Origin of the sequence: Nonomuraea sp. NPDC048892 (genome assembly GCF_040649735.1) — a bacterium.
Lineage (GTDB): Bacteria > Actinomycetota > Actinomycetes > Streptosporangiales > Streptosporangiaceae > Nonomuraea > Nonomuraea maheshkhaliensis.
This window is the reverse complement of the sequence record NZ_JBEZFZ010000003.1, coordinates 338,146-361,283: the sequence shown is the minus strand read 5'-3', so window position 1 is coordinate 361,283 and position 23,138 is coordinate 338,146. Positions and strand designations below refer to the sequence as shown.

The following is a 23,138-nucleotide window of genomic DNA, read 5'->3' as shown; positions in this document are numbered from 1 at the left end:
CGGACCAAGCCAGGGCCCCGTGTCATGGCGTGGTACGCACCCGGCCCCCGCCGGGGTTCAATGACGATGCCGAACCTGCATCGTTCGCAGGGTGTCGTGATTCCTACCAAAGTAGGAGCTTCAAGGCGCTCGAAACGCGATATGTTGCGAGTATGACTGATCCTGGTGAGCTCCGCGCGTCGGACGCCGAGCGCGAGGCCGTCGTCGAGCAGCTCCGTGTCGCCTCGGTCGAGGGCCGGCTCTCACTCGTCGAGCTGACGGACAGGACGGAGGCGGCCTACACCGCCACCACCCACGCCGAGCTGGCTCTGCTCACCCAGGACCTGCCCGCGGCCGGCACGCCCGCCCCCGCTCCCGCCGTGCCCCAGGAGGGCAGGAAGCGGCGGTGGTTCGTCGGCGTCATGGGCGACTCCAAGCGGCGCGGCACGTGGCGCATCGATCAGGAGCTCGGGGCCGTCGCGGTGATGGGCGACGTCGTGCTCGACCTGCGCGAGGCCGAGGTGCGCACCGACCGGGTGGAGATCCTGGCGGTCTCCGTGATGGGCGACGTCAAGATCATCGTCCCCGACGGGGTGAACGTGGACCTCGACGGCATGGCGATCATGGGCGACAAGAAGGTCAAGGTGGACCAGGCGCCTCCGGGCATGAACGTGCCGGTGGTGCGGGTGCAGGCGTACGCGATCATGGGTGACGTCAAGGTGGTCGGCGACTCGTACGCCCAGCCGCTCCAGCGCCGCCTCACCGCCTGGCGCGAGCACTGGCGGCGGCTGCACGGCGAGGACTGGCGCGAGCTGGGCCGCCAGCTGCGCGCCGACACCCGCGAGCTGAACAGGCAGATCCGCGACGCCCACCGCGACCTGGGCCGAGGCTACTGAGCCGGAAAGCCGCGATCGGCCCGCGGGTCAGCCCGCCAGGGGCACCGGTTGCCGCTGGGCCGCCTCGTACCGTTCCAGCAGCACGTCCACCAGCTCGGGCGCGGGCCCGAGCACGTCGGCCACCACCTCGGCGCCCGCCTCCAGCGTCTCGCGCCGCACCTTGTCGGCGAAGTAGCCGGGAGCCAGCAGGTAGGGGGCCACGACCACTCTCGGCGCTCCCGCCCGCCGCAGCGCGGCCACGGCCTCGGCGGGGGAGGGACGGGCGGCGGAGGCGTACGCGGCCGTGACGGTCCACCAGCCGGAACGCCGCCAGCCCCGCGCCAGCGCGGCGACGACCCCGTTCGCCCTGGCGTCACTGGAACCCGCCGAGACCAGCACCACGGCCGTCTCAGGGTCGCCCACGGTCACGCCCGCCTCGGTCAGCCGCCGTTCGAGCGCCGAGCGCAGCGCCGGATGCGGCCCGAGCGTGCGGCCGTAGTGGACGAGCAGGCGCGGCTCGCGGGCGCGCACCTCGTTGAGCGCGGCCGGCAGGTCCACCCGGCTGTGATAGGCCTCGGTGAGCAGCAGCGGCAGCACCACGGCCCGCTCCAGGCCGCGCAGCGCCTGGCCGAGCGTGGGAGCGCTGTGGTCGAGATAGGCCACCCTGACGTCCAGCGGCACCTGGCCGAGCAAGGCGGCCACGGTGGCGGCGGCGCGCGGGTCTCGCGACCCGTGGGCCACCGCCACCAGTGGCACGCCGCCGGGGGCCGTCCCGCCTGCCAACGGGACGGGTCCCCCACTGGGGATCACAGGTGAATGCCGCATTCGACCTTCCCCAGGCCCGCCCAGCGTCCGCTGCGCGGATCCTCACCCTCGGCGACCTGCCGCGTGCACGGGGCGCAGCCGATCGAAGGGTAGTTGTCATAGTGCAACGGGTTGATCAGCACCCCGTTGTCGGCGATGTAGTTGTCGACGTCCTCCTGTGTCCAGGCCGCGATCGGGTTGACCTTCACCATCTGCCGCTTGGCGTCCCACTCCACGACCTTGGTGCCGGTCCTGCTGGTCGCCTCGTCGCGGCGGATGCCGGAGATCCACGCCAGGTACGGCTCGAGCGCCCGGTTGAGCGGCTCGACCTTGCGCAGGTAGCAGCACAGGTCGGGGTTGCGGCCGAACAGGCGGGGGCCGAGGTCGCGGTCCTGCTCCTCGACCGTCCGCGACGGCTTGATGTCGATCACGTTGACGTCATAGACCTGCCGCACGGCGTCCCGCGTGCCGATCGTCTCGGCGAAGTGGTAGCCGGTGTCGATGAACAACACGTCCACGCCGGGTTTGACCCTGCTCACCAGGTCGATGAGGAGGGTGTCGCTCATCGAGGAGGTCAGGCACAGCCGGTCGCCGAACGTGGCCGCCGCCCAGCGGATGATCTCGCGGGCGGGGGCGCCCTCCAGGAACAGCGCGGCGGACTCGACGATGTCCTGAAGGTCGAGCGCGTCGCGCTGCTCTCTCAACCCGATCTCGATGTCGGCCAGCGTCATATCTTCACTCCGATTCCCAGGAATTTCAGCTTGAAGGCACGAGCGCAGGCGCGGCAGTACCAGCCGCCGTCGCCCTGGTAGGGCTCGAGGTCCTCGTCGCCGCAGTAGGGGCAGTGGAAGGGGACCGCTCGTGTGGTCATTTCAGGTCGGCCTCGTCTGCTCGCTGGACCCAGTCGGCGAACGATTCGCCTTCCTTCTTCTGGCTGTCGTAGTTGGACACGACGCGCGACACGTAGTCGGGCAGCGCCTTGGCGGTGGTCTTGAGGCCGCGCACCTTCCTGCCGAACCCGGCGTTGGTGCCGAGCGAGCCGCCGAGGTGGATCTGGTAGCCCTCGACCTGGTCGCCGTTCTCGTCCACGACGAGCTGGCCCTTCAGGCCGATGTCGGCCACCTGGATGCGGGCGCAGGAGTTGGGGCAGCCGTTGACGTTGATGGTCAGCGGCTCCTGGAAGTCGGGCAGGCGCCGCTCCAGCTCGTCGATCAGGTCCATGGCGGTGGCCTTGGTCTCGACGATGGCGAGCTTGCAGTATTCGATGCCGGTGCAGGCCATCGTCTGGCGGCGGAAGGTGGACGGGTTGACCTGGAGGTCGGCCGCCTCCAGCTCGGCCACGACGGAGTCGACCCGGTCGGGCGCGATGTCGAGGACGACCATCTTCTGCTCGACCGTGGTGCGGACCCGGTCGGAGCCGTGCCGTTCGGCGATGTCGGCGATCCGGTGCAGGGTGTCGCCGTCGACCCGGCCCACCTTGGGCGCGAAGCCGACGTAGAAGTTGCCGTCCTTCTGCGGGAAGACGCCCACGTGGTCGCGCCGGTTGCCGCGGGGCAGCTCGGGCGCGGGCCCGTCGGGCAGCCGCTCCTTGAGGTATTCGGTCTCCAGGACCTCGCGGAACTTCTCCGGCCCCCAGTCGTTGACCAGGAACTTGATCCGGGCCCGGTGGCGCAGCCGCCGGTAGCCGTAGTCGCGGAAGATCCCGACGACGCCCTCGTGGACGTCGGCGGCCTTGTCGGGGCTGACGAACACGCCGAGCCGCTTGGCCAGCATCGGGTTGGTGGACAGCCCGCCGCCGACCCACAGGTCGAAGCCGGCCTCACCCTGCTCGTTGACCACGCCGACGAACGCGATGTCGTTGATCTCGTGCACCGTGCAGTGCGCCGGGCAGCCGCTCAGCGCCGTCTTGAACTTGCGCGGCAGGTTGGAGTAGGCCGGGTTGCCGACGACCCGGTCGTAGATCTCCGTGATCTGGTCTGAGGCGTCGATCACCTCGTCGGTGTCGATCCCGGCGAGCGGGCAGCCCATGATCACGCGCGGGGTGTCGCCGCACGCCTCGGTGGTGGACAGGCCGACGGCCTCCAGCCGCTCCCAGATGTCGGGCACCGACTCGATCTCGATCCAGTGCAGCTGGATGTTCTGGCGGTCGGTGATGTCGGCGGTGCCGCGGGCGTACTCGTTGGAGATGTCGGCGATCGCACGGAGCTGGGCCAGGTCGAGCTGGCCGCCGTCGATGCGCACGCGCAGCATGAAGTAGCGGTCGTCGAGCTCCTCGGGCTCCAGGATGGCGGTCTTGCCGCCGTCGATGCCGGGCCTGCGCTGCGTGTAGAGGCCGTACCAGCGCATGCGCCCGCGCAGGTCGGCCGGGTCGATCGAGTCGAAGCCCCGCTTGGAGTAGATGTCGATGATCCGTTGGCGGACGTTGAGGCCGTCGTCGTTCTTCTTGTTCTCTTCGTTCTTGTTGAGCGGCTCGCGGTAGCCGAGGGCCCACTGGCCTTCGCCGCGCGGGCGTTTGTGGTGCCGGCTGGCAGGAGTGCGGCTGGCAGGGGTGCTCATTGCGCGTCCTTCGATTCATGGGCGCGCGCGGTGTTCCCACCTGGCCTCATCATCGAGGGCAGGGCTGGAGAGGAAGAATGCGACGCGCTCAGCGGTAGAGAAACAAGTGAGTTAGCGGGCGTCGCAACAGATGGCACTGCGGACACGCTGAAGATCGACGTGGCGTCGACCGACGAGCATGGGGTCCGCTGGCATGGTTCGAGATTACTCCGGCTGTCCGGGATGTCCAAGACGGGGTCCAGAGTGTGGGATGGTTCACCCCTGGCGTGGCCAGTCCAGATCCGACTCCTGGGGCTGCTCCTCCGTCTTGTGCTGGCAGTCGCACCATGAGCCGCCGCGGCAGTCCTCGTGACGCTTGTCCTTGCAGCTCTCGCAGATCACGCTTGCATTATGGACCTCATGGCCGAATTGCTCGGCGACCTGCGTGCCGAGACCGCCTCCTTCGAAGAACTGCTCCAGCCCCTGCGGGACGACGACTGGGAGCGGCCCACCCCCGCCGAGGGGTGGGCGATCCGTGACCAGGTGAGCCACCTCGCCTGGTTCGACGACGCGGCCGTGCTCGCCGCCACCGACTCAGCCGGCTACGACGCGCTGCTCGGCCGGTTCGGCTCCGTGGACGACGTCGCCGAGGCGACGCGGGGGATGCCGCCGGGCGAGTTGCACGCCTGGTTCGGCGCTTCCCGTGCCCGCGCCCTTGAGGTGTTCGCCACGCTCGACGCCCGTGACCGGCTCCCGTGGTTCGGGCAGCGGATGTCGGCGGCCTCGTTCGCGACCGCGCGGCTCATGGAGACGTGGGCGCACGGCCAGGACGTCGCCGACGCGCTCGGCGTGGTCAGGGAGCCGACGGAGCGGCTGAGGCACGTGGCGACGATCGGCTTCAGGGCCCGGCCCTACAGTTTCGCCGTGCGCGCACTGCCCGTCCCCGAGGAGCCCGTACGGGTGGAGCTGAGCCTGCCAGGCGGCGGCACGTGGACGGCGGGGCCGGAGGAGGCCGCCGACGTCGTCCGTGGGACGATCCTCGACTTCTGCCTGGTCGTGACCCAGCGCATCCACCTGTCGGACACCGGCCTGGAGACCACCCCCGGCCCCGCGCGGGCCTGGATGGAGATCGCCCAGGCGTTCGCCGGCGGCCCTGGGAAGGGACGGGCGCCCAAGTCGGGGTGAGGCCAGGGTTCCGCCGGATGACGCCGGCCTCATGATCGGTGACATGCTGTGAGCATGCGCACAATCCTCAACGTCATCTGGCTGGTGTTCGCGGGCGTCTGGCTGGCCCTGGGCTACGCGCTGGCCGGCGTCATCTGCTGCATCCTGATCGTGACGATCCCCTTCGGGATCGCCTCGTTCAGGATCGCGGCGTACGCGCTGTGGCCGTTCGGCCGGACGGTCGTGCGCGACCCGGACGCGGGCGTCTTCTCCCTGCTCGGCAACGTCATCTGGTGCGTGGTGGCCGGCATCTGGCTGGCCATCGGGCACGTGGTGACCTCGATCCCGCTGTTCATCTCCATCATCGGCATCCCCATGGGCGTGGCCAACCTCAAGCTCATCCCCGTCTCCCTCCTTCCCCTGGGCGCGCGCATCGTCGACAACGACTGACCACCGACTGACCGCCGTCTGGCCACGACTGACGGCGACTGGGCCGCTAGAGGTGGCGCGGGGGACGTAAGCTGTGCCGAAGAGTCACTGCGAATAACCGTTGGGTGCCATGACGTCCACCGATGCGCCTGCCCGGCCCAAGCGCGGCCTGGTCTCCCATGCCCGCGCGCGGCTCAACTGGGTGCTCGACACCAAGTCGTGGGCGATCGTGCGCGCGTCCACCAACGCCGGCGTCACCTACCGGGTGACCGGCCTGGCCGGTGAGGCCGCGTTCTTCGCGCTGCTGTCGCTGCCGCCGTTCGTGCTGGGCCTGATCGGCGTGCTGGGCAAGCTCGGCACCTGGCTGGGCCCCACGGTCGTCACTCAGGTGAAGACCTGGGTGATCGAGCAGGCCGGGCTGCTGTTCACCGACGACGCGCTCAACAAGGTGATCAACCCGCTCATCACCGACGTGCTGAGCGACGACGCCGGCAAGGTGTCGATCATCTCGCTGGGCTTCCTGCTGTCGCTCTGGTCCGGCTCCAGGGCGCTCTACGTCTACGTCGACCTCATCTCCGTCGCCTACGGGCTGGGGGAGGAGCGCGGCATCATCCGCACCCGGCTGATGTCCTTCGGCCTCTACGTCATCGGGCTGATCATCGGGATCATCGTCATGCCGATCCTCGTCGTCGGCCCGACCCTGATCAAGGACGCCCTGCCTGCCGACTACGGCATCCTCATCGACCTGCTCTACTGGCCGGTCGTCATCATCGGCTCGGTGCTCTTCCTCACCGTGCTCTACCACGTGAGCGTGCCGGTGCGCACCAAGTGGTACCGCGAGCTGCCCGGGGCCATCCTGGCGCTGTTCCTGTGGATCCTGTGCGCGGCGGTGCTGCGCGCGGTGCTGGCCGCCTGGTTCTCGCCCGTCTCGGTGTACGGGTCGCTGGCGGCGCCGATCGCACTGCTGCTGTGGCTCTACATCACCGCGCTGGCCGTGCTCATCGGGGCGATATTGAACGCGGAGGTCGACCGGCTCTGGCCCGGCGTGGGCCGCGCCAAATAGGGCGCCGCTCCTGATCACGAGGCGATGAGCGCCTGCCCGCATCCGCTATCGTCTAGGCGTGACGCGACTGGCGCATTGGGTGGGATCGACCACCGGGGAGCGAAAGGAGCGGAGGCCGTGCGCCTGGGTCTTCGCAATTCGTCAACGATGACAGGAGAGTCATGAGTTCTCTCGCTAGCGTCGACCCGCAGATCGCCGAGCTCATCAAGGCGGAAGAGCGTCGTCAGTCCGACACCGTCAAGCTGATCGCGTCCGAGAACTACGTGTCGAAGGCCGTGCTCGAGGCCACCGGCACCGTGCTGACCAACAAATACTCCGAGGGCTACGCGGGCAAGCGTTACTACGAGGGCCAGCAGGTCATCGACCAGATCGAGACCGTGGCCATCGAGCGGGCCAAGGCCCTGTTCGGCGTCAACCACGCCAACGTGCAGCCCTACTCCGGCTCGCCCGCCAACCTCGCCGTCTACATGGCCTTCCTGGAGCCCGGCGACACCGTCATGGGCATGGGCCTGCCGTTCGGCGGCCACCTCACCCACGGCTGGTCCGTCTCGGCCACCGGCAAGTGGTTCAACCCGGTCCGCTACGGCGTGCGCAAGGACACCGGCCGCATCGACCTCGACGAGGTCCGGCAGCTGGCGCTGGAGCACCGGCCCAAGCTGATCTTCTGCGGCGGCACCGCCATCCCGCGCACGATCGACTTCGAGGGCTTCGCCTCGATCGCCCGCGAGGTCGGCGCCGTACTGGCCGCCGACATCGCCCACATCGCCGGCCTGGTCGCGGGCGGCGCCCACCCGTCGCCGGTCGGCCACGCCGACGTGATCTCCACGACCACGCACAAGACGCTGCGCGGCCCGCGCGGCGCCATGCTCATGGCCACCAGCGACGAGCACGCCACCGCGCTCAGGAAGGCCGTCTTCCCCGGCCTCCAGGGCGGCCCGCACAACCACACCACCGCCGCCATCGCGGTCGCGCTGCACGAGGCCGCCCAGCCGTCGTTCCGCGACTACGCCCACCAGGTGGTCGCCAACGCCAAGACCCTGGCAGACGAGCTCGCCTCGCGCGGGTTCGACCTGGTCTCCGGCGGCACCGACAACCACCTCATCCTGCTCGACCTCACGCCCAAGGGCATCGGCGGCAAGCCCGCCGCCCAGGCGCTCGACCGCGCGGGCCTGGAGACCAACTACAACACGGTGCCGTTCGACACGCGCAAGCCGTTCGACCCGTCCGGCATCCGCATCGGCACGCCGTCGGTGACGTCGCGCGGCATGGGCGAGGCCGAGATGCGCCAGATCGGCGCCTGGATGGACGAGGTCGTCACCGCGCTCGCCAAGGGTGATGCTGAGTCTGTTATTGCCCGTGTCCACCACGAGGTGAGCGAGCTCACTGCGCAGTTCCCTGCTCCCGGCCTTTAAAAGCCACAATCTTTATAGGTTACGGCGGTGCCGGCTTGGCGCCGCCCGCCGCACGGGGTTGAGGGCCTCCAGGGTGACGGCCTCTGACCCGCACGTGGTCGGCCGCCGTCACGGCGCGACGTTGGCCGTGACGGCGGTTCTCTCTGCCCGCCGACGGTTGTTCAGCCGCTCGTCCTGGTGATGGTGCCGTTTTTGATGGTGGCCACCGGGATGATGTGCTGTTTCGAGGTCAGGGTGTCGCCCTTGGCGTCCCTGTAGACGCGGTTCTTCGGGGCCGTGGTGGTGACGTGGAAGAGCGTCGCGTGGTGGATCGTGCCGTCGGGGGCTAGCCACGGTTCCGGCATTCGGAGGATTTCGCGTGGTCGTCGTGTGACCGCGTCGATCGCTTCCTCCAGGGGCATTCCGCAGGCCATCAGCTTCGTGATCGTGGTGGCCAGGTCGTGTACCGGGCCGCTGATGTTGCGGACGTGGACGTCCGTGCTGATCGTGTGCGGTGGGAAGCCGGCCGCGAGCGCGCGGGACGCCACCTCGAAGCTGAAGCTGGCCGCCCCGTGACCCACGTCCATCAGCACGCCCCGGTCCAGCGCGCGGGCCAGCGACGGGGCCGGGGCGCCGCCCGCCGTCCATGGCGTGCCGGTCTTGCCGTGGTAGCAGTGGGTGACCACGTCGCCGGTGTCCAGCAGGTCGAGCACGTCGTCGATCAGCGGCGGCGCCTCGCCCACGTGGACCAGCAGCGGCAGGCCCGCCTCCCTGGCGACCAGGCGGCCGAGCTGGAGCGGCTGCAGGCCCATCGCGCCCACGATCAGGCCGCTGGAACGCACCTTCACCCCGCACACCACGTCCCGGTGCCGCTCGATGGCGGCCAGGGTGGCGTCCACGTCGATGAACGACGGGTCGGCGGTCTCCCGCAGGTGGACCAGGCCGTGGGAGCCGATGTTCAGCCAGGCCCGCACCCGGGTCCTGGCCGTGGGCAGGACGTAGCGGACCAGGCCGTCGATGGTCGCCTGCCCGGCGCTGCCCGCGTCGGCCAGCACGTGCACGCCCGCGTCGAGGCCCACTCGGTCGGGTGGCAGGCTGATCTCGGTCATCGCGTCGTAGACGTGGGCATGAAGGTCCACCCATCCGGGTCCCGCCCACAGTTCCCCGGCCTCTTCGGCTGCCGGGGCGTCATTCGGTTCAGGGTTCAGTCGTGCGGTTCCGCCGGAGACCGTCAGGCGGGCCGGAGTCGGGGAGCCGATCACGCGCACGGGTGTGTTCGCCAGATCCTCGGACGCGTTCCGGGTCATGACAGCGCCTCCGTGACGGCGGCGTTGTGGAAGGTTCTGCGGATGCGGCCGATCGCGTCCGAGTCGCGCGTCGGGTGCACCCGGTTGGTCAGCAGCACCGCGAAGAAGTCCAGCTCAGGGTCCACCCACAGGCTCGTCCCCGTGAAGCCGTTGTGCCCGTAAGCCGCCGCGGTGAGCAGGTCGCCGCCGCTGCTCAGCGGCGGCTCGTGCGCCTGCCAGGCCAGCGTGCGGCCGAGCAGCCGGGTGCCGGTCATCACGCTCAGCGTGCGCGGCGCGAGCGGGCCGCCGCCGCCCCGGCACAGCCAGCGGCCCAGCCGGGCCAGGTCGGACACCGTGCCGAACATGCCCGCGTGACCGGCCACGCCGCCGAGCACCTCGGCGTTCTCGTCGTGCACCGTGCCCTGGACGACCCGGCCGCGCCACGGGCAGTCCTCGGTGGCCGCCGCCCTGGCCCGGTCCGGCTCGGGGAGCACGAAGGTCGTGGCGTCCATGGCCAGCGGCGCGGTGATCCGGTCGCGTACGAGCCGGTCCAGGGACGTTCCCGAGGCGCTCTCCGCGATCAGCCCGAGGATCATGAAGCCCTGGGAGCTGTACTCCATCCCCGGCTCCGGGCGGAGCGGCAGGTCCACGAGGGCGTCCAGCAGCTTCTCCCGCGTCGGGAAGCGGCGGTAGAGGGGCTGCTGACCTGGGATGCGGGAGGTGTGGGTGAGCAGCTCGGACACGGTGATGTCCGCCTTGTCGGTGCCCGCGTAACGCGGCAGGTGGTGGGCGATCCGGTCGTCCAGGGTCAGCTCGCCCGACTCCACCAGCGCCATGACCGCCAGGCCGACGATCGGCTTGGTGACCGAGGCGAGGTCCCACAGGGTGTCCGTGCCGACCGGGTCGCCGTCCCAGCTCAGCGTGCCGAGGGTGCCGAGCTCGACCGGGCCGGCCGAACGGCCCCACGCCCACGCGGCCCCCGAGAACGCGCGCTCCTCTCTCGCCCGCGTCAAAACCCACCTCGCCGAATGCGGCACCGTCATGTGTTCCTCCCCAGCGCCGCCGAGACCCGGGCGGCGGCGGCCACCACCAGCGGGCCGAGCAGCGGCACGTCGTCCTCGTTCAGGTTGAGGGTCAGCCCCGCCACGCTGACCGCGCCCACCGCCGTGCCGGCCGCGTCGTGGACGACCGCCCCGACGCACCGCACGTTGGTCTCGTTCTCCTCGTCGTCGACCGCGTACCCGCGCCGGCGCACCTCCTCCAGTTCGGCCATCAGCAGCTCGGGCTCGACGATCGTCTTCGGCGTGTTGCTGATCAGCGGCGCGGTGGCCGCCAGCACGGCGCGCACCTGCTCCTCGGGCAGGTGCGCCAGGATCGCCTTGCCGATCGCCGTGCAGTGCAGCGCGATCTGCGTCCCGACCCGCGAGGCCATCCGGTACGGCTGCTGCGACTCCACCTTGGCCAGGTAGACGGCCGACGAGCCGCTGCGGATCGCGAAGTGCACCGTGTGCGTGGTGTTGCGCTGCAGGTTCTCCAGGATCGGCCGGACCAGCGTGGTCATGTCGCGATCGGTGAGCGCCGCCCCGGCCAGCGCGAGGATCGCCGGGCCCGAGGCGTAGGTGCCGTCGCCGTGCGAGACGGCGTACCCCTGCGCGATGAAGATCTGCAGAATCCGGTGCACGGTCGTCTTGTTGATGCCGGTCCGCAGGGCGATGTCGGCCAGGCGGCGCGGCTGGTCGTGGCCGGCCAGTGCCCCCAGCACGACCAGGGTCTTCTCCACCGAGTTCATTGTCACCTGACCCAAAAGGCTTGACGGACATAACCGAAACGAGCCATATTCAACCACGTGATACGAGATTTCACCATGTGAAACGTAAGAAAGGGAGGCGGGATTCATGTCCGTCCGCGAATTGCCGACCCGCCGGGATCTGTTCAAGCTCGGCGGCCTCGCCGCGGCGGCGCTCTCCCTAGGAGCCTGCGCCAGCACCAAGCCATCGACCGGCGGCCAGGGCGCCGCCGCGTCCGCGCTGCGGGTCTCGCTGGCCGCGGATGCCACCACCCTCGATCCGCACAAGCAGGGCGACCTGCCCTCCATGAACGTGCTGATCAACGTCTTCGACACGCTCACCGTCAGGGACACCGGCGACCAGCTGGTCGGAGGACTGGCCGAGCGGTGGGAGTCGAAGGACGACAAGACCTGGCGCTTCCACCTGCGTAAGAACGTGACCTTCCACAACGGCGAGCCGTGCGACGCCGCCGCCGTGGCCTACAGCATCGAGCGCCTCATCGACCCCGCCACGCAGTCCCCGATCGTGGAGCTGCGCCTGGTCACCGGCGCCAAGGTGATCGACACCCACACCGTGGACCTGGTCACCAAGGAGCCCGACCCGATCCTGCCGGCCAAGCTGTCGCTGTTCGGCGGGGTGATCGTGCCGCCGAAGTACATCAAGGAGAAGGGCGACAAGGTCTTCGCCGAACACCCGGTCGGCACCGGGCCGTTCACGTTCGAGCAGTGGCAGCGCGACAGCCAGATCACGCTCAAGGCGAACCCGAAGTACTGGAACGGCAAGCCCTCCGTCGAGCAGCTCACCTTCAAGGTCATGCCGGACCCGTCGTCGTCGCTGGCCGCGCTGCAGTCCGGCGAGCTGGACATCGTGACCGGCCTGACCCCCGACGCCGCCCAGCAGCTCGGTGACGCGCCGGGGTTCAAGGTCGTCACCTCGCCGGGCGTGCGCACGTTCTTCGTCTCGCTCGACACAGAAGAGGGCCCACTGAAGGACAAGCGGGTGCGCCAGGCGCTCAACCACGCCCTCGACGTGGACACCCTGATCACGTCGGTGCTCAACGGCGCCGCCGAGCGCACCCCGACACTCATCCCGAAGCAGGCGTTCGGCTTCGACGCCTCCGTGCGGCCGTTCCAGCACGACGTGGCCAAGGCCAAGAGCCTACTGGCCGAGGCGGGACACTCCGGCGGCTTCAGCCTCAAGCTGTCGTCCTCCACCGCCGACAAGGACATCGCGCAGGCCATCTCCGGCCAGCTCGCCGCGGTCGGCGTCAAGGCGGAGGTGTCGCTGCTCGACCCGGCCACGTTCAAGGGCCGCCTGGTTTCGGACAACCGTAAGGCGCTGGGCGAGATGTATTTCGTCGGCAACTCCGGCTGGACCATGGACGCCTCCAGCAACCTGCAGTCGTTCGTCCGCCACGACCGCCGCCAGAGCCGCTGGAACAACCCGCAGGCCGACAAGCTCATCGACACCGAAGAGCAGTCGGTGGACCCGGACACCCGGCAGGAGGCGTTCACCGCGCTGCAGAAGCTGATGATCGAGGAGTCGCCGTTCCTCTACCTGTATCAGGCGAGCATCCTGTACGCCGTCAGCGACCGGGTCCAGTGGAAGACGAACGCCAACGGCACCCTCGCCATGGCGACCGCCAAACTCGCCACCTCATGATCGGTTTCATCGGCAAGAGGGTCGGCCACACCCTGCTCGTGCTGTTCTGCGTGGCCACGGTGGCGTTCTTCATCGTCAGGCTGGCCGGCGACCCGGTGCAGCAGATGCTGCCGCCCGAGGCCACCGTCGAGCAGGAGCGCGCGCTGCGGGCGAGCCTGGGCTTCGACCGGCCGCTGCTCGACCAGTACGTCTCGTACATGACGGGCCTGCTCGGCCTGGACTTCGGCCAGTCGGTGTTCTTCCACCGCCCCGCGTTCGAGGTCATCATGGAGCGCCTGCCGCTCACGATCGACCTGGCCGTGGCCGCGATGGCGTTCACCCTGATCGTCTCGATCCCGGCCGGGATCGTGGCCGCGGTCAGGAGGGGCAGCGCGACCGACACCTCGGTCATGGCCTCGGTCCTGGTCGGCCAGTCCACCCCGGCGTTCTGGGTCGGCATCCTGCTCATCCTGATCTTCGCGGTGAACCTGCAGTGGCTGCCCGCCTCGGGCACCGGCTCGCCGGCCCACCTGGTGCTGCCCGCGATCACGCTCGGCCTCTACTCGGCCGCGATGATCGCCAGGCTGCTGCGCTCGTCGCTGATCGACGTGCTCGGCGAGGACTACATCCGCACCGCCAGGGCCAAGGGCCTGTCCGGCCTCAAGGCGGTCACCGCGCACGGCCTGCGCAACGCCTCGCTGCCGGTCGTCACCGTGGTCGGCCTGGAGGTCGGCAGCCTGCTCGGCGGGGCCATCCTCACCGAGCAGGTCTTCTCCTGGCCGGGCATCGGCCGGCTGACCGTCGAGGCGATCACGTACCGCGACTATCCGCTCATGCAGGCCACGGTGCTGTTCCTGGCGGCCGTGTTCGTCATCGTGAACCTCATCGTGGACCTGTCCTATGCTCTGCTCGACCCCCGCGTGAGGCTGTCCTGATGCTCACCGCAACCCTGCGCGCCCTGCGCCGCAACCACGCCGCCAAGGTCGCCGTGGGAATCATCGGGCTCGTCGTCCTCGTCGGGATCTTCGCGCCGCTGATCGCGCCGCACGACCCCAACCTGCAGAACCTGCAGCTGAAGCTGCGCCCGCCGTTCTGGATGGACGGCAGCGAGCCCGGCTACCTGCTCGGCACCGACAAGCTCGGCCGCGACGTGCTCAGCCGGATCATGTACGGCACCCGCGTCTCCCTCCTCGTCGGCCTGGCCGCCACGCTGCTGTCGGGCGTGGTCGGCGCGGCCGTCGGAGTCGTCAGCGGCTACTACCGGGGCTGGCGCGAGCAGGTCTTCATGCGCCTGGCGGACGTGCAGCTCGCCTTCCCCTCGATCCTGCTGGCCCTGGCCATCATCGCGGTGCTCGGCCCGAGCCTGCTCTTCCTGATCCTCGTGCTCGGCCTGACCGGCTGGGTGTCGTACGCCCGCGTGGTCCGCGCCGAGGTGCTCTCGCTCAGGGAGCGCGAGTTCGTCACCGCGGCCAGGGCGATCGGCGACACCGGCCCGCAGATCATGGTGCGCCACCTGCTGCCGAACATCGTCGCCCCCCTGGCCACCATCGGCACGCTCCAGGTGGCCGCGATGATCGTCGCGGAGGCGTCGCTCAGCTATCTGGGGCTCGGCGTGCCGCCCAGCGTCCCGACGTGGGGCAGCATGCTCGCCGACGGCCAGCTCTATCTGCGCGGGGCGTGGTGGATCGCGGTCTTCAGCGGCGCTGCCATCATGATGACCACACTCGCGATCAACGTCACCGGCGACCTGCTCCGCGACGTCGCCGACCCGAAGGCATACCATCGATGAACCTCGCCACCCACTATAAGTGCGACGACTGCCACGCCACCTTCTCGCTGGACAAGCCCGCCCTCCTCTGCGAGGCGTGCGGGGGCCTGCTGGAGATCGGCTACGACCTCGGCCCCGCCGACCCCCGCCGGATCACGGAGCGGGCCGCCGCCCGCCGTGACCTCGGCCTGTGGCGGTGGTCGGATCTGCTTCCGCTGCCGCGCGGCGCCGCGCCCCTCTACCTGGGCGAGGGTGACACCCCGCTGATGCCCACCAGGAGGCTCGGCCGCCACGTGGGCCTGCCCAACCTACTGATCAAGAACGACACCCTCATGCCCACGGGCAGCTTCAAGGACCGCGGCTTCTCCGTCGCCGTCGGCTTCGCCCGGGCGCTGGACGTCAAACAGGCGTTCACCTACAGCTCGGGCAACGCCGGCGCCTCCTTCGCCGCGTACGCCGCCAGAGCCGGTATCGAGGCCACGGTCCTGGTCGAGGACGTGGCCAACGAGTCCAAGATCGCCGCCATCAGCCTCAGCGGCGCCCGTGTGCTGCGGCTGCGTTACCGCTCAAGCCTGGAGATCTTCGCCGGGGTGAGCGCCCTGTCGGAGGCGGGTTTCTACTGCTTCGTCAACTTCATCAACCCGGTGCGGCACGAGGGGATGAAGACGTACGCGTACGAGATCTGCGAGGCGCTCGGCTGGCGCGCGCCCGACGTGATGGTGCACCCCGTCGGCACCGGCGGCGGCCTCTACGGCGCCTGGAAGGGCTTTCGCGAGCTGCGCGAACTGGGCTTGATCGACCGGCTGCCGAAGATGGTCGGCGTCCAGCCGGCCGCCTCGGCCCCGCTCGTGCGCGCTTTCGCCGAGGGCAAGCCGGTCGCGGGACGCCACGGTGACGCCAACAAGACCGTGGCCCAGAGCATCGCCGGTGACGCCCCCATCCAGGGCGGCTCGCGCGTGCTGCGCGCCGTCTACGAATCCGGCGGCCGGGTGGTCGCCGTGGACGACAACGACCTGTTCGAGGCCATGCGGCTGCTCGGCGAGGAGGGCGTCCTGGCCGAGCCGTCCGCCGCCGCCTCCACCGCCGCCCTGCTGCGCGCCCGCGCCCAGGGCTGGGTGTCGGAGAGCGACACGGTGGTCAGCGTGGTGACGGGCGGCGCGCTCAAGCAGCCCTCCGCCCTCGCCCAGGCGGCCCGCCCGCCGGCCGGCACCGTCCAGGCCGACCCGGCCGAGCTGCTGCGCATCTTCAGAGAGGGCCTCGTATGACCGGCACCGCCCATCCGAGCCCGGAGGCGATCCGATGAGCAGCGTGCTGGAGATCAACGACCTGCACGTCGAGTTCCGCCTGGACGCCGGCACGGTCAAACCGGTCAACGGCGTGTCCCTGTCGGTCAAGGCGGGCGAGACCCTGGCCGTCGTCGGCGAGTCGGGCAGCGGCAAGACCGCGACCGCCCTGTCGATCCTGCGCCTGCACCCCACCCCGCCCTGCCACTACACCGGCGGCGAGATCCTGTCGGGCGGCCGTGACCTGCTGAAGCTGTCGGAACGGGAGATGCGCGCGATCCGCGGCAACGAGATCGCCATGGTCTTCCAGGACCCGATGACCAGCCTCAACCCGCTCAAGACGGTCGGGGCGCAGATCGCCGAATCCCTCCGCCTGCACCAGGGCCTGTCCAGGTCGCAGGCCCGTGCCCAGGCCGTCCAGGCGCTGCGCGAGGTCGGCATCCCCAACCCCGAGCAGCGGGCGGGGGAGTACCCGCACCAGTTCTCCGGCGGCATGCGGCAGCGCGTGATGATCGCCATCGCGCTGGCCTGCCGGCCCAAGGTGCTGATCGCCGACGAGCCCACGACCGCGCTCGACGTGACCGTCCAGGCGCAGATCATGGAGCTGCTCGCCGGGCTGCAGGAACGCTTCGGGATGGCGATCGTGCTCATCACGCACGACCTCGGCGTGGTGGCCCGCTGCGCGGACCGGGTCCTGGTCATGTACGGGGGGCGCCCGGTCGAGCTGGCCGCCGTGGACGAGGTGTTCGCGGCGCCCAGGATGCCGTACACGAGGGCGCTGCTGCGGTCCATGCCCCGCTCCGACGTCCCCGGCGGCGCCGCGCTCGACCCGATCCCCGGCAGCCCGCCGAATCTGTTCTCGCCGCCGGGCGGCTGCGCGTTCCATCCCCGGTGCGCGCTGGCCATGCCCGAGTGCTCCGCGACGGTGCCGCCGCTGACCGAGCGCGCGCCGGGACACAGCGCCGCCTGCCTGCTGGAAGGGAGTCTCTGATGGCCGAGCAGCCGCTGCTGTCGTTGCGCGGCGTGCGCAAGGAGTTCCGCTCGGGGGTGGTCGCCGTGGACGACGTCTCGTTCGACGTGCGCCCCGGCGAGACGCTCGGGCTGGTCGGTGAGTCGGGCTGCGGCAAGACCACGCTGACCCGGCTCATCCTGCGGCTGGTGGAGGCCAGCGGGGGCGAGATCTGGTTCGACGGCAAGGAGCTGCTCGGGCTGCGGCAGCGGGAGCTGCTGTCCGTGCGCGAGGACATGCAGGTCGTCCTCCAGGACCCGTACGCCAGCCTGAATCCCCGCATGCGCGTGGGCGACATCGTCGCCGAGCCCCTGATCACCCACGGCCGGGTGCGCCGCCGCTCGGCCGCCGCCCGCGACCGCGTGGCCGAATTGCTCGACGCCGTCGGGCTGGAGGCGGGCAGCCAGGACCGGTTCCCGCACGAGTTCTCCGGCGGGCAGCGGCAGCGCATCGGCATCGCCAGAGCCCTCGCGCTGGAGCCGAAACTGGTCATCTGCGACGAGCCGGTCAGCGCGCTCGACGTCTCCATCCAGGCGCAGATCATCAATCTGATGAAGCGGCTGCAGGCCGAACGGGGGCTGACGTACCTGTTCGTCTCCCACGACCTGTCGATCATGCGGCAGATCGCCACCCGCGTCGCCGTCATGAACCTGGGCCGGATCGTCGAGCTGGCCGACACCGAGACGCTGTTCACCGCGCCGCGGCATCCGTACACGCACAGCCTGCTGTCGGCGGCGCCTGTCGCCGACCCGAAGGTGGAGCGGACGCGGCGGCGCATCGTGCTCAGGGGCGACCCGCCGTCGCCCGCCGACCCGCCGTCCGGGTGCAGCTTCCGCACGCGGTGCCCGGCCGCCCGCGACGAGTGCGCGCACACCCGGCCGCCGCTGGCCGCCCAGGAGGACCCCGGCCACACGGCCGCCTGCCTCTTCCCGGTCTCGGACGCCTCCGCCCTGGTGTGACCCGGTGCCGGGGCTCCGGCCGGGTGTGGGGAGTGGGCTTTGCGGACTCCGGCCGGATGCGGCGGAGCGCCCCGCCGCACGGGCTCCTGTGTGCGGCGGGGCGCTGGTCGCGACCGGGGTGGCCGGAGTACCCCGTCGCGGCGGCCGACCGGCTGACCAGGCCGGATCGGCCGGAACGGCCGTTCGGGGGACGGGACAGAACCGTCCCCCTACGGCCTCGCTCTGCTCTCCCTAGCTCGGCCTCGTCTCGTCTCGCCTCAGCCGAGGAAGACGTAGTCGGCCCCGTACGGGACGCTCACCTCGGCGCCCGGCTCGCACGCGCCGGCCGGGGCGACGCCGCCCGTGGTGTTCAGCCGCAGGATCTGCGTGGCCTGGGCCAGCAGCCCGGTGCCCGCGCCCGCCTGCGTGGCGTCGAGGACGAGCTCCGGGATGTGCGCACCGTTCGGCGTCCTGGAGAACACCGCGCCGCGCACCGCGCTGCCGTCGGGGGCGACCCACTGCGGCGGCCCGGAGGCGGGCGTGACGAACGAGTGGTCGATGCCGCGCCGGAGCTGGGCCGTCACGCCGAGCTGGGTGAAGCCGAAGCCGCCCGCGGGAAGCTGCGTGCAGGCGTAGATCTGGCTGCCGCGCAGCACCTCGGCGGTGAACCCGCGCGGATGGGTGAAGGCCGCGCCCGACAGCCGGCCCGGGGCCGCGCCGTCGCCGAGTTCGGCGGTACGCAGGTCGGCGTAGTACGCGCCGGGGCCCGCGGCGATGCGCTTGGCCACCTTCGGGGCGACCGGCGTCTCCCCGGTGACGCCGGTCACGTTCGCGGGCAGCCCACGGGGAACGGTGAACAGCTCCGCCGCCACGGCGCCGTGCCGCCCCGGCGTGCCCTTGTGCAGGTGCCCGCCCGTGATGCGGCCGAGGCCCGACCAGGTGACGGTGTAGGCGATCGAGGAGCCGCCGGGACGCAGCCACCAGGTGGCCTGTCCGCCCGACTCGCCCCCGGTCCGGGCGGAGAGCGTGGCCTGGTCGCCGCCGTGCAGGACGCCGTTGAGGTCGACCGGCCTGCTGAGCCGGTGGAACTGGCCGCGTACCGCGCCCTTGGGGTGGGCGGCGTCGTACAGGTTGGCGTAGAAGCCGCCGGGGTTCTCGACGAGCGCGCTGACCACGTCGGCGGCGGCGGTGACGGTGCCGGTCACGCCCAGCGCGGAGCCGGGCAGTGACCCGGGAAGTAAGTCGAGCCGGACGTCGCCTTCCGTGCCCTTGGCGCCCGCGTGCACGCGGCCCGCGGTGGGCACGCCGATCCCGTTCCACCGGGCCGCGAACGTGACCTGGTTCCCGCTGATCCTGAGCACGACCGTCGAGGCGCCGTCCGCGTCGCCAGGGGTTCCGACCTCGCCGGCGCCGCGCAGACCGGCCGCGAGATAGACGTCGTCGGCGGCGGCCTGCGCCGGGCTCACCGGCCCGGCGAGGAGCGCTCCCGCCGCCAGCAGCGCGGGGACCAGGATTCTTCGCTTGGACATTACGGCACCTCGTCAAGGACTCTGATATTCCGGTCAGTACGGCAGGCAGTACGCGCCCGGAGCGGGGCGGGTTCACCCCGTCGCGCGCATATTTCGCGAATTCGCCCGATAAATCGAGAAAAGCCCTCCCACCAGCGGTGGAAGGGCTTCCCGCGAACCGGTCAGGCCTGGACGGTGAGCAACTTCTTACCTGCCGAGGTGACCACCTCGAAGTGGTCGATGTCCTTCAGCGGCGTCGCGCTGCCGCCGTGCATGTAGAGCGGCGTCGGCGATCCCGGCACTCCGTACCCGGCTGGAGGTACGGACCACCCGGTCATCACCCGGCGCTCACCCGACTTGCCGACGGAGATCAGCTCGCACTCCAGCGGCCCCTTCACCCCGGACAGCTTGAGCGCCGCGTGCGTGCCCCACCCCTTGGACTCCACGACCAGCCCGCCCGTCACCCCGTCGACGCCCTTGCCCTCGATGGGGCGGCCCTCGGTGTAGAACTGCTCGGCCGGGCCCATGTCGGTGCTCATGTGGCCGCCGTGACCCTGCGCGACCGGCGCCGCCTCTCCCGCGTCGAGCTGCGTGCCGATCGTCAGGCCGCCCGCCACCAGCGTGACCGCGGCCGCAATCCCGATCACGAACGTCCCCCTGCGCGTCCGCCTGTCGGCCGCCTTCTTGCGCCGGAGCAGGCCGACCACGTCGTCCTCCCCGCCGGAGGGGAGGTCAACGGTAGGGGGGCCGAGATCATGGACGGGTCCGATCCCGTGCAGCACGTTGGCCACGCCGGCCAGGTCGGACAGTTCGTACCGGCACTGTGAGCAGCCGAGGAGGTGGGCCTCGAAGGCCAGCCTGTCGTCCTCGTCCAGCAATCCGAGCGCGTAGGCCCCCACATCCGTGTGCTCGACTCTCGAAGTCACGCCGTCACCCCCCTCTCCTCAAGTGCGATCCGCAACGCGCGTACGGCGTAGTAAACCCGGGACTTCACGGTGCCCACCGGGATGCCGAGCGCCTTGGCGGCGTCGTTGACCGACCGGTCCCGCAGGATCGTCTCGTTGAGGATCTCGCGGTGGGCCGGCGACAACGCCTTCAGCGCCTCGGACACGACCACCTGGTGCAGCAGTCCTTCCATCTCGTCCGGCACGGGCATGCTCTCCAGCGCTCCGTCGCCCGACTCCCGCGGCCGGGCATCCCGGCGTCGCCGGTCATCGATCACGATACGTCTGGCGACCGTGGCGAGCCAGGGCATCAGCGAGACAGAATCCGGGTCGAGCCGCTCCGCACTGCGCCACGCTCTGATCATGGTCTCCTGCACCACGTCTTCCGCCCACTGCCGATCGCCCGCGGTCAGCCGGATCACGAATGCCAGCAGCGGCCTGTGATATTCCCGGTAGAGCGCGGACACGACCACCTCGTCATCCGGGCGCACGCGCCGGATCCAGTGGCGTAGGCGCGGCTTCCCCATCGGGGCGGCTTCCTCGGCCGAGGGCGGGGGATACGTGCTTATTCGCATCATTCCCCTTTCTCAGTCCGTCGGGAGGTGGTACGGCCAGTGGCCAGGGGGCGGTTCAACGAATCGCGGAAGATAATGCGATTGCATCGGTGGCGGCAGTCTGCGTAGAGTCGCCCCGACGACAGTTCGAGATCGAGGAGGTGAGGACCTATGCGGGTCGCCTTTTTCAGCGTGCCGTCAGTCCACCTCCGGGCGCTCACCTGAGCAGCCCTTTTCCTCTTCCTTCTCGAAACAAAGGTTCATCGCGTTGTCTCACGACCTTTCCCTGCTCGGCTGGAGCGACCTGCGCGCCGCTGAGCTGCCGGCCGAAACCGTCCCCGCCCGCGTGGCCCGCATCGACCGCGGCGCCGCCGAGGTGATCGCCGCTGACGGCCAGCATCACGCCAAATACGGCGCCCGCGTGCGCCGCGCCTCCGCCGCCGACCCGGTCGCACTGCCGTGCGTCGGCGACTGGGTCGCGCTCCGATGGCTCCCCGAGGGCCGCTACGAGCTCGACGAGGTCCTGCCGAGGAGCACCGCCTTCGTCCGGGGCGGCGTCAGCCGCGACTCCGTCGGGGGCCTGTCGGGCGACGGCCAGGGCCAGGTGCTCGCGGCCAACGTCGACGTCGTCTTCGTGGCCGAGCCGTCGATGCACTCGACCGACTTCGCCGACCTCGGCCGCATCGAGCGCCTGGTCGCCCTGGCCTGGGAGTCCGGCGGCACGCCCGTCGTGCTCATCACCAAGTCCGACCTGTTCGAAGACGGCCTCGACGGCCTGCTCGACGACGTCCGCGTCGCCGCGCCCGGTGTCGACGTGCACGCCGTCTCCTCGCTGCACGGCGACGGCGTCGAGCTGGCCGCCTCCTACCTCGGCGGCTCGCGCACCGCCGTCATCCTGGGCCCGTCGGGCGCGGGCAAGTCCACTCTCGTCAACGCGCTGGCCGGCGACGGCGTCATGGAGACCCAGCACGTACGCGCGGCCGACGGGCGCGGCCGGCACACCACCGTGCACAGGGAGCTGATCCCGCTGCCCGGCGGCGGGCTGATCATCGACACGCCCGGCATCCGCCGGGTGGGCCTCTACGACATCGGCCAGGGCGTCGACCTCGTCTTCGCCGACATCGAGGCGCTGGCCGAGCGGTGCAGGTTCGGCGACTGCGGCCACAACGGCGAGCCCGGCTGCGCGGTGCTGGCCGCCCTGGAGAGCGGCGAGCTGCCGGAGCGGCGGCTGGAGAGCTGGCGCAAGCTCCAGCGGGAGGCCGCCTGGATGGCCTCAAGGACCGACGCGCGGCTGCGCAAGGAGCAGCAGAACAAGTGGAAGGTGATCACCAAGGAGATGCGCCGCTCGGGCCGCAACCGCCCGTAGCCTGCTCCCTGTGGCTCCCTGTGGCTCCCTGTGGCTCCCTGTGGCTCCCTGTGGCTCCCTGTGGCTCGCTGTGGCGCCCGTGAAAGGCATCGCCGATCGCGGGAATGAGCGGAGGCGAGGAGCGGCCGTCAGCGGGTAAGCACAGGTCATGGAGTACTTCGCGGACCGGGCCGAAGCGGGGGCCCTGCTGGCCGAACGGCTGCAGGACGCGCACGACCCCGTGATCCTGGCCCTGCCGCGCGGGGGCGTGGCGGTGGCCGCGCCCATCGCGCGGGCCCTCGGCGCGCCGCTCGACGTGCTGGTGACCAGGAAGATCGGCTATCCCCCGACGCCCGAGCTGGGCGTCGGGGCGATAGCCGAGGGCGGCGAGCCGGTGTTCGACCTGACGCTGCTGAACCGCCTGGGCCTGACGCCCGAGTCCGTGGCGCACGTGGTGGAGCACGAACGGCGCGAGCTGGCCCGCCGGGTCCGCGCCTATCGCGGCGATCGGCCGCTGCCCCCGCTCGAAGGCCGGGAGGTGATCGTGGTGGACGACGGCCTGGCCACGGGCAGCACCGCGCGGGCGGCGCTGCGGGCGGTCGCCAGGGCCCGGCCGGCGAAGGTGACGCTGGCTGTCCCCGTCGGGGCCACGGACACCGTCGAGTCGCTGCGCGCGGAGGCCGACGAGGTGGTGGTGCTGCTCACGCCGATCGACTTCAGGGCGGTCGGCCAGTGGTACGAGCACTTCGAACAGCTCACCGACGCCGACGTCCTGCGCCTGCTGGACAGGGGCTGAGGCTCCCGCGACGGAGGTTTCCCGGACCGAGCCTGGCCG

Annotated in this window: 24 protein-coding genes and 1 riboswitch; of the genes, 13 read left to right on the top strand and 11 right to left on the bottom strand. The window is 70.8% G+C overall.

Annotation, left to right across the window (positions count from 1 at the left end; translation table 11 throughout):
* Nucleotides 1-152 precede the first annotated feature (152 nt).
* A complete protein-coding gene (locus tag AB0C28_RS11375) occupies nucleotides 153-875 on the top strand; it encodes a DUF1707 domain-containing protein (protein ID WP_357844378.1) in 723 nt (240 codons plus the stop codon).
* Between the two features lie 27 nt (nucleotides 876-902).
* On the opposite strand, the gene AB0C28_RS11370 is transcribed toward AB0C28_RS11375, so the two are convergent.
* The 5 genes from AB0C28_RS11370 to AB0C28_RS11350 all read right to left on the bottom strand — a co-directional run bounded on the left by AB0C28_RS11370 (nucleotide 903) and on the right by AB0C28_RS11350 (nucleotide 4,595).
* The gene (locus tag AB0C28_RS11370; RefSeq protein ID WP_357844381.1) at nucleotides 903-1,637 is read right to left on the bottom strand and encodes a sirohydrochlorin chelatase; all 735 of its coding nucleotides are present in this window, start codon (nucleotides 1,635-1,637) and stop codon (nucleotides 903-905) included.
* Between the two features lie 23 nt (nucleotides 1,638-1,660).
* Nucleotides 1,661-2,389: a phosphoadenylyl-sulfate reductase gene (locus tag AB0C28_RS11365; RefSeq protein ID WP_358073782.1), complete on the bottom strand. Its 729-nt coding sequence runs from the start codon at nucleotides 2,387-2,389 to the stop codon at nucleotides 1,661-1,663.
* Between the two features lie 136 nt (nucleotides 2,390-2,525).
* Nucleotides 2,526-4,214, bottom strand: a complete 1,689-nt coding sequence (locus tag AB0C28_RS11360) for a nitrite/sulfite reductase (RefSeq protein WP_357844388.1) — start codon at nucleotides 4,212-4,214, stop codon at nucleotides 2,526-2,528.
* 111 nt (nucleotides 4,215-4,325) lie between these two features.
* Nucleotides 4,326-4,409 (bottom strand): putative leader peptide, encoded by an 84-nt coding sequence (locus tag AB0C28_RS11355; protein WP_311132608.1) that lies wholly within the window; start codon nucleotides 4,407-4,409, stop codon nucleotides 4,326-4,328.
* A 60-nt stretch (nucleotides 4,410-4,469) separates the two neighbouring features.
* Nucleotides 4,470-4,595 carry a hypothetical protein gene (locus tag AB0C28_RS11350; protein ID WP_326638150.1) on the bottom strand — a complete coding sequence of 42 codons (126 nt, stop codon included), beginning with the start codon at nucleotides 4,593-4,595 and terminating at the stop codon, nucleotides 4,470-4,472.
* A gap of 18 nt (nucleotides 4,596-4,613) precedes the next feature.
* On the opposite strand from AB0C28_RS11350, the gene AB0C28_RS11345 reads away from it, so the two are divergent.
* From AB0C28_RS11345 to glyA, 4 genes are all read left to right on the top strand, one after another.
* A complete protein-coding gene (locus AB0C28_RS11345) occupies nucleotides 4,614-5,378 on the top strand; it encodes a TIGR03084 family metal-binding protein (protein WP_357844391.1) in 765 nt (254 codons plus the stop codon).
* Between the two features lie 54 nt (nucleotides 5,379-5,432).
* Nucleotides 5,433-5,807, top strand: coding sequence for a YccF domain-containing protein (locus tag AB0C28_RS11340; protein ID WP_357844394.1), 375 nt, complete (start codon nucleotides 5,433-5,435; stop codon nucleotides 5,805-5,807).
* 109 nt (nucleotides 5,808-5,916) lie between these two features.
* Nucleotides 5,917-6,849 (top strand): YihY/virulence factor BrkB family protein, encoded by a 933-nt coding sequence (locus AB0C28_RS11335; protein WP_358073779.1) that lies wholly within the window; start codon nucleotides 5,917-5,919, stop codon nucleotides 6,847-6,849.
* Nucleotides 6,850-6,902: 53 nt separating this feature from the next.
* Nucleotides 6,903-6,985, top strand: a riboswitch (ZMP/ZTP riboswitch).
* A 25-nt stretch (nucleotides 6,986-7,010) separates the two neighbouring features.
* Nucleotides 7,011-8,261, top strand: a complete 1,251-nt coding sequence (glyA, locus tag AB0C28_RS11330; RefSeq protein WP_357844400.1) for a serine hydroxymethyltransferase — start codon at nucleotides 7,011-7,013, stop codon at nucleotides 8,259-8,261.
* A gap of 161 nt (nucleotides 8,262-8,422) precedes the next feature.
* Here glyA and AB0C28_RS11325 read toward each other — a convergent pair whose 3' ends face one another.
* The 3 genes from AB0C28_RS11325 to AB0C28_RS11315 all read right to left on the bottom strand — a co-directional run bounded on the left by AB0C28_RS11325 (nucleotide 8,423) and on the right by AB0C28_RS11315 (nucleotide 11,306).
* Nucleotides 8,423-9,379: a hypothetical protein gene (locus AB0C28_RS11325; protein WP_358073777.1), complete on the bottom strand. Its 957-nt coding sequence runs from the start codon at nucleotides 9,377-9,379 to the stop codon at nucleotides 8,423-8,425.
* A gap of 164 nt (nucleotides 9,380-9,543) precedes the next feature.
* Nucleotides 9,544-10,539, bottom strand: coding sequence for a serine hydrolase domain-containing protein (locus AB0C28_RS11320; protein WP_357844406.1), 996 nt, complete (start codon nucleotides 10,537-10,539; stop codon nucleotides 9,544-9,546).
* Nucleotides 10,540-10,565: 26 nt separating this feature from the next.
* Nucleotides 10,566-11,306, bottom strand: coding sequence for an IclR family transcriptional regulator (locus AB0C28_RS11315; protein WP_357844409.1), 741 nt, complete (start codon nucleotides 11,304-11,306; stop codon nucleotides 10,566-10,568).
* Nucleotides 11,307-11,421: 115 nt separating this feature from the next.
* Here AB0C28_RS11315 and AB0C28_RS11310 point away from each other — a divergent pair, with 115 nt between their 5' ends.
* The 6 genes from AB0C28_RS11310 to AB0C28_RS11285 are packed head-to-tail and all read left to right on the top strand — an operon-like array spanning nucleotide 11,422 to nucleotide 17,973.
* Nucleotides 11,422-12,975 carry an ABC transporter substrate-binding protein gene (locus tag AB0C28_RS11310; RefSeq protein ID WP_358073774.1) on the top strand — a complete coding sequence of 518 codons (1,554 nt, stop codon included), beginning with the start codon at nucleotides 11,422-11,424 and terminating at the stop codon, nucleotides 12,973-12,975.
* Nucleotides 12,972-13,889: an ABC transporter permease gene (locus AB0C28_RS11305; RefSeq protein ID WP_357844415.1), complete on the top strand. Its 918-nt coding sequence runs from the start codon at nucleotides 12,972-12,974 to the stop codon at nucleotides 13,887-13,889. Before AB0C28_RS11310 ends, AB0C28_RS11305 begins: the two co-directional genes overlap by 4 nt.
* The gene (locus tag AB0C28_RS11300; protein ID WP_358073771.1) at nucleotides 13,889-14,743 is read left to right on the top strand and encodes an ABC transporter permease; all 855 of its coding nucleotides are present in this window, start codon (nucleotides 13,889-13,891) and stop codon (nucleotides 14,741-14,743) included. Before AB0C28_RS11305 ends, AB0C28_RS11300 begins: the two co-directional genes overlap by 1 nt.
* Nucleotides 14,740-15,987 (top strand): threonine synthase, encoded by a 1,248-nt coding sequence (locus AB0C28_RS11295; protein ID WP_358073769.1) that lies wholly within the window; start codon nucleotides 14,740-14,742, stop codon nucleotides 15,985-15,987. The genes AB0C28_RS11300 and AB0C28_RS11295 overlap by 4 nt, the downstream gene beginning before the upstream one ends.
* Before the next feature lie 34 nt (nucleotides 15,988-16,021).
* Nucleotides 16,022-16,996, top strand: a complete 975-nt coding sequence (locus AB0C28_RS11290) for an ABC transporter ATP-binding protein (RefSeq protein ID WP_357844423.1) — start codon at nucleotides 16,022-16,024, stop codon at nucleotides 16,994-16,996.
* Nucleotides 16,996-17,973, top strand: a complete 978-nt coding sequence (locus AB0C28_RS11285) for an oligopeptide/dipeptide ABC transporter ATP-binding protein (RefSeq protein ID WP_357844426.1) — start codon at nucleotides 16,996-16,998, stop codon at nucleotides 17,971-17,973. The genes AB0C28_RS11290 and AB0C28_RS11285 overlap by 1 nt, the downstream gene beginning before the upstream one ends.
* A 257-nt stretch (nucleotides 17,974-18,230) precedes the next feature.
* On the opposite strand, the gene AB0C28_RS11280 is transcribed toward AB0C28_RS11285, so the two are convergent.
* From AB0C28_RS11280 to AB0C28_RS11270, 3 genes are all read right to left on the bottom strand, one after another.
* The gene (locus AB0C28_RS11280; RefSeq protein WP_357844429.1) at nucleotides 18,231-19,481 is read right to left on the bottom strand and encodes a CHRD domain-containing protein; all 1,251 of its coding nucleotides are present in this window, start codon (nucleotides 19,479-19,481) and stop codon (nucleotides 18,231-18,233) included.
* A 161-nt stretch (nucleotides 19,482-19,642) separates the two neighbouring features.
* A complete protein-coding gene (locus AB0C28_RS11275; protein WP_358073766.1) occupies nucleotides 19,643-20,386 on the bottom strand; it encodes a zf-HC2 domain-containing protein in 744 nt (247 codons plus the stop codon).
* Nucleotides 20,383-20,931, bottom strand: a complete 549-nt coding sequence (locus AB0C28_RS11270; protein ID WP_357844435.1) for a sigma-70 family RNA polymerase sigma factor — start codon at nucleotides 20,929-20,931, stop codon at nucleotides 20,383-20,385. The genes AB0C28_RS11275 and AB0C28_RS11270 overlap by 4 nt, the downstream gene beginning before the upstream one ends.
* A 295-nt stretch (nucleotides 20,932-21,226) precedes the next feature.
* Here AB0C28_RS11270 and rsgA point away from each other — a divergent pair, with 295 nt between their 5' ends.
* Complete coding sequence (gene rsgA / locus AB0C28_RS11265) at nucleotides 21,227-22,324, top strand: ribosome small subunit-dependent GTPase A (protein ID WP_357844438.1); 1,098 nt, start codon at nucleotides 21,227-21,229, stop codon at nucleotides 22,322-22,324.
* A 148-nt stretch (nucleotides 22,325-22,472) separates the two neighbouring features.
* Complete coding sequence (locus AB0C28_RS11260; RefSeq protein ID WP_357844441.1) at nucleotides 22,473-23,099, top strand: phosphoribosyltransferase family protein; 627 nt, start codon at nucleotides 22,473-22,475, stop codon at nucleotides 23,097-23,099.
* Nucleotides 23,100-23,138 lie beyond the last annotated feature (39 nt).

Excerpts from the sequence above, each read along its gene's own strand:
- AB0C28_RS11375 (WP_357844378.1), top strand. The coding sequence starts at position 153 with ATGACTGATCCTGGTGAGCTCCGCGCGTCGGACGCCGAGCGCGAGGCC.
- AB0C28_RS11365 (WP_358073782.1), bottom strand. The coding sequence starts at position 2,389 with ATGACGCTGGCCGACATCGAGATCGGGTTGAGAGAGCAGCGCGACGCG.
- AB0C28_RS11360 (WP_357844388.1), bottom strand. The coding sequence starts at position 4,214 with ATGAGCACCCCTGCCAGCCGCACTCCTGCCAGCCGGCACCACAAACGC.
- AB0C28_RS11355 (WP_311132608.1), bottom strand. The coding sequence starts at position 4,409 with ATGCCAGCGGACCCCATGCTCGTCGGTCGACGCCACGTCGATCTTCAG.
- AB0C28_RS11345 (WP_357844391.1), top strand. The coding sequence starts at position 4,614 with ATGGCCGAATTGCTCGGCGACCTGCGTGCCGAGACCGCCTCCTTCGAA.
- AB0C28_RS11340 (WP_357844394.1), top strand. The coding sequence starts at position 5,433 with ATGCGCACAATCCTCAACGTCATCTGGCTGGTGTTCGCGGGCGTCTGG.
- AB0C28_RS11335 (WP_358073779.1), top strand. The coding sequence starts at position 5,917 with ATGACGTCCACCGATGCGCCTGCCCGGCCCAAGCGCGGCCTGGTCTCC.
- glyA (WP_357844400.1), top strand. The coding sequence starts at position 7,011 with ATGAGTTCTCTCGCTAGCGTCGACCCGCAGATCGCCGAGCTCATCAAG.
- AB0C28_RS11310 (WP_358073774.1), top strand. The coding sequence starts at position 11,422 with ATGTCCGTCCGCGAATTGCCGACCCGCCGGGATCTGTTCAAGCTCGGC.
- AB0C28_RS11305 (WP_357844415.1), top strand. The coding sequence starts at position 12,972 with ATGATCGGTTTCATCGGCAAGAGGGTCGGCCACACCCTGCTCGTGCTG.
- AB0C28_RS11300 (WP_358073771.1), top strand. The coding sequence starts at position 13,889 with ATGCTCACCGCAACCCTGCGCGCCCTGCGCCGCAACCACGCCGCCAAG.
- AB0C28_RS11295 (WP_358073769.1), top strand. The coding sequence starts at position 14,740 with ATGAACCTCGCCACCCACTATAAGTGCGACGACTGCCACGCCACCTTC.
- AB0C28_RS11290 (WP_357844423.1), top strand. The coding sequence starts at position 16,022 with ATGAGCAGCGTGCTGGAGATCAACGACCTGCACGTCGAGTTCCGCCTG.
- AB0C28_RS11285 (WP_357844426.1), top strand. The coding sequence starts at position 16,996 with ATGGCCGAGCAGCCGCTGCTGTCGTTGCGCGGCGTGCGCAAGGAGTTC.
- AB0C28_RS11280 (WP_357844429.1), bottom strand. The coding sequence starts at position 19,481 with ATGTCCAAGCGAAGAATCCTGGTCCCCGCGCTGCTGGCGGCGGGAGCG.
- AB0C28_RS11270 (WP_357844435.1), bottom strand. The coding sequence starts at position 20,931 with ATGGGGAAGCCGCGCCTACGCCACTGGATCCGGCGCGTGCGCCCGGAT.
- AB0C28_RS11260 (WP_357844441.1), top strand. The coding sequence starts at position 22,473 with ATGGAGTACTTCGCGGACCGGGCCGAAGCGGGGGCCCTGCTGGCCGAA.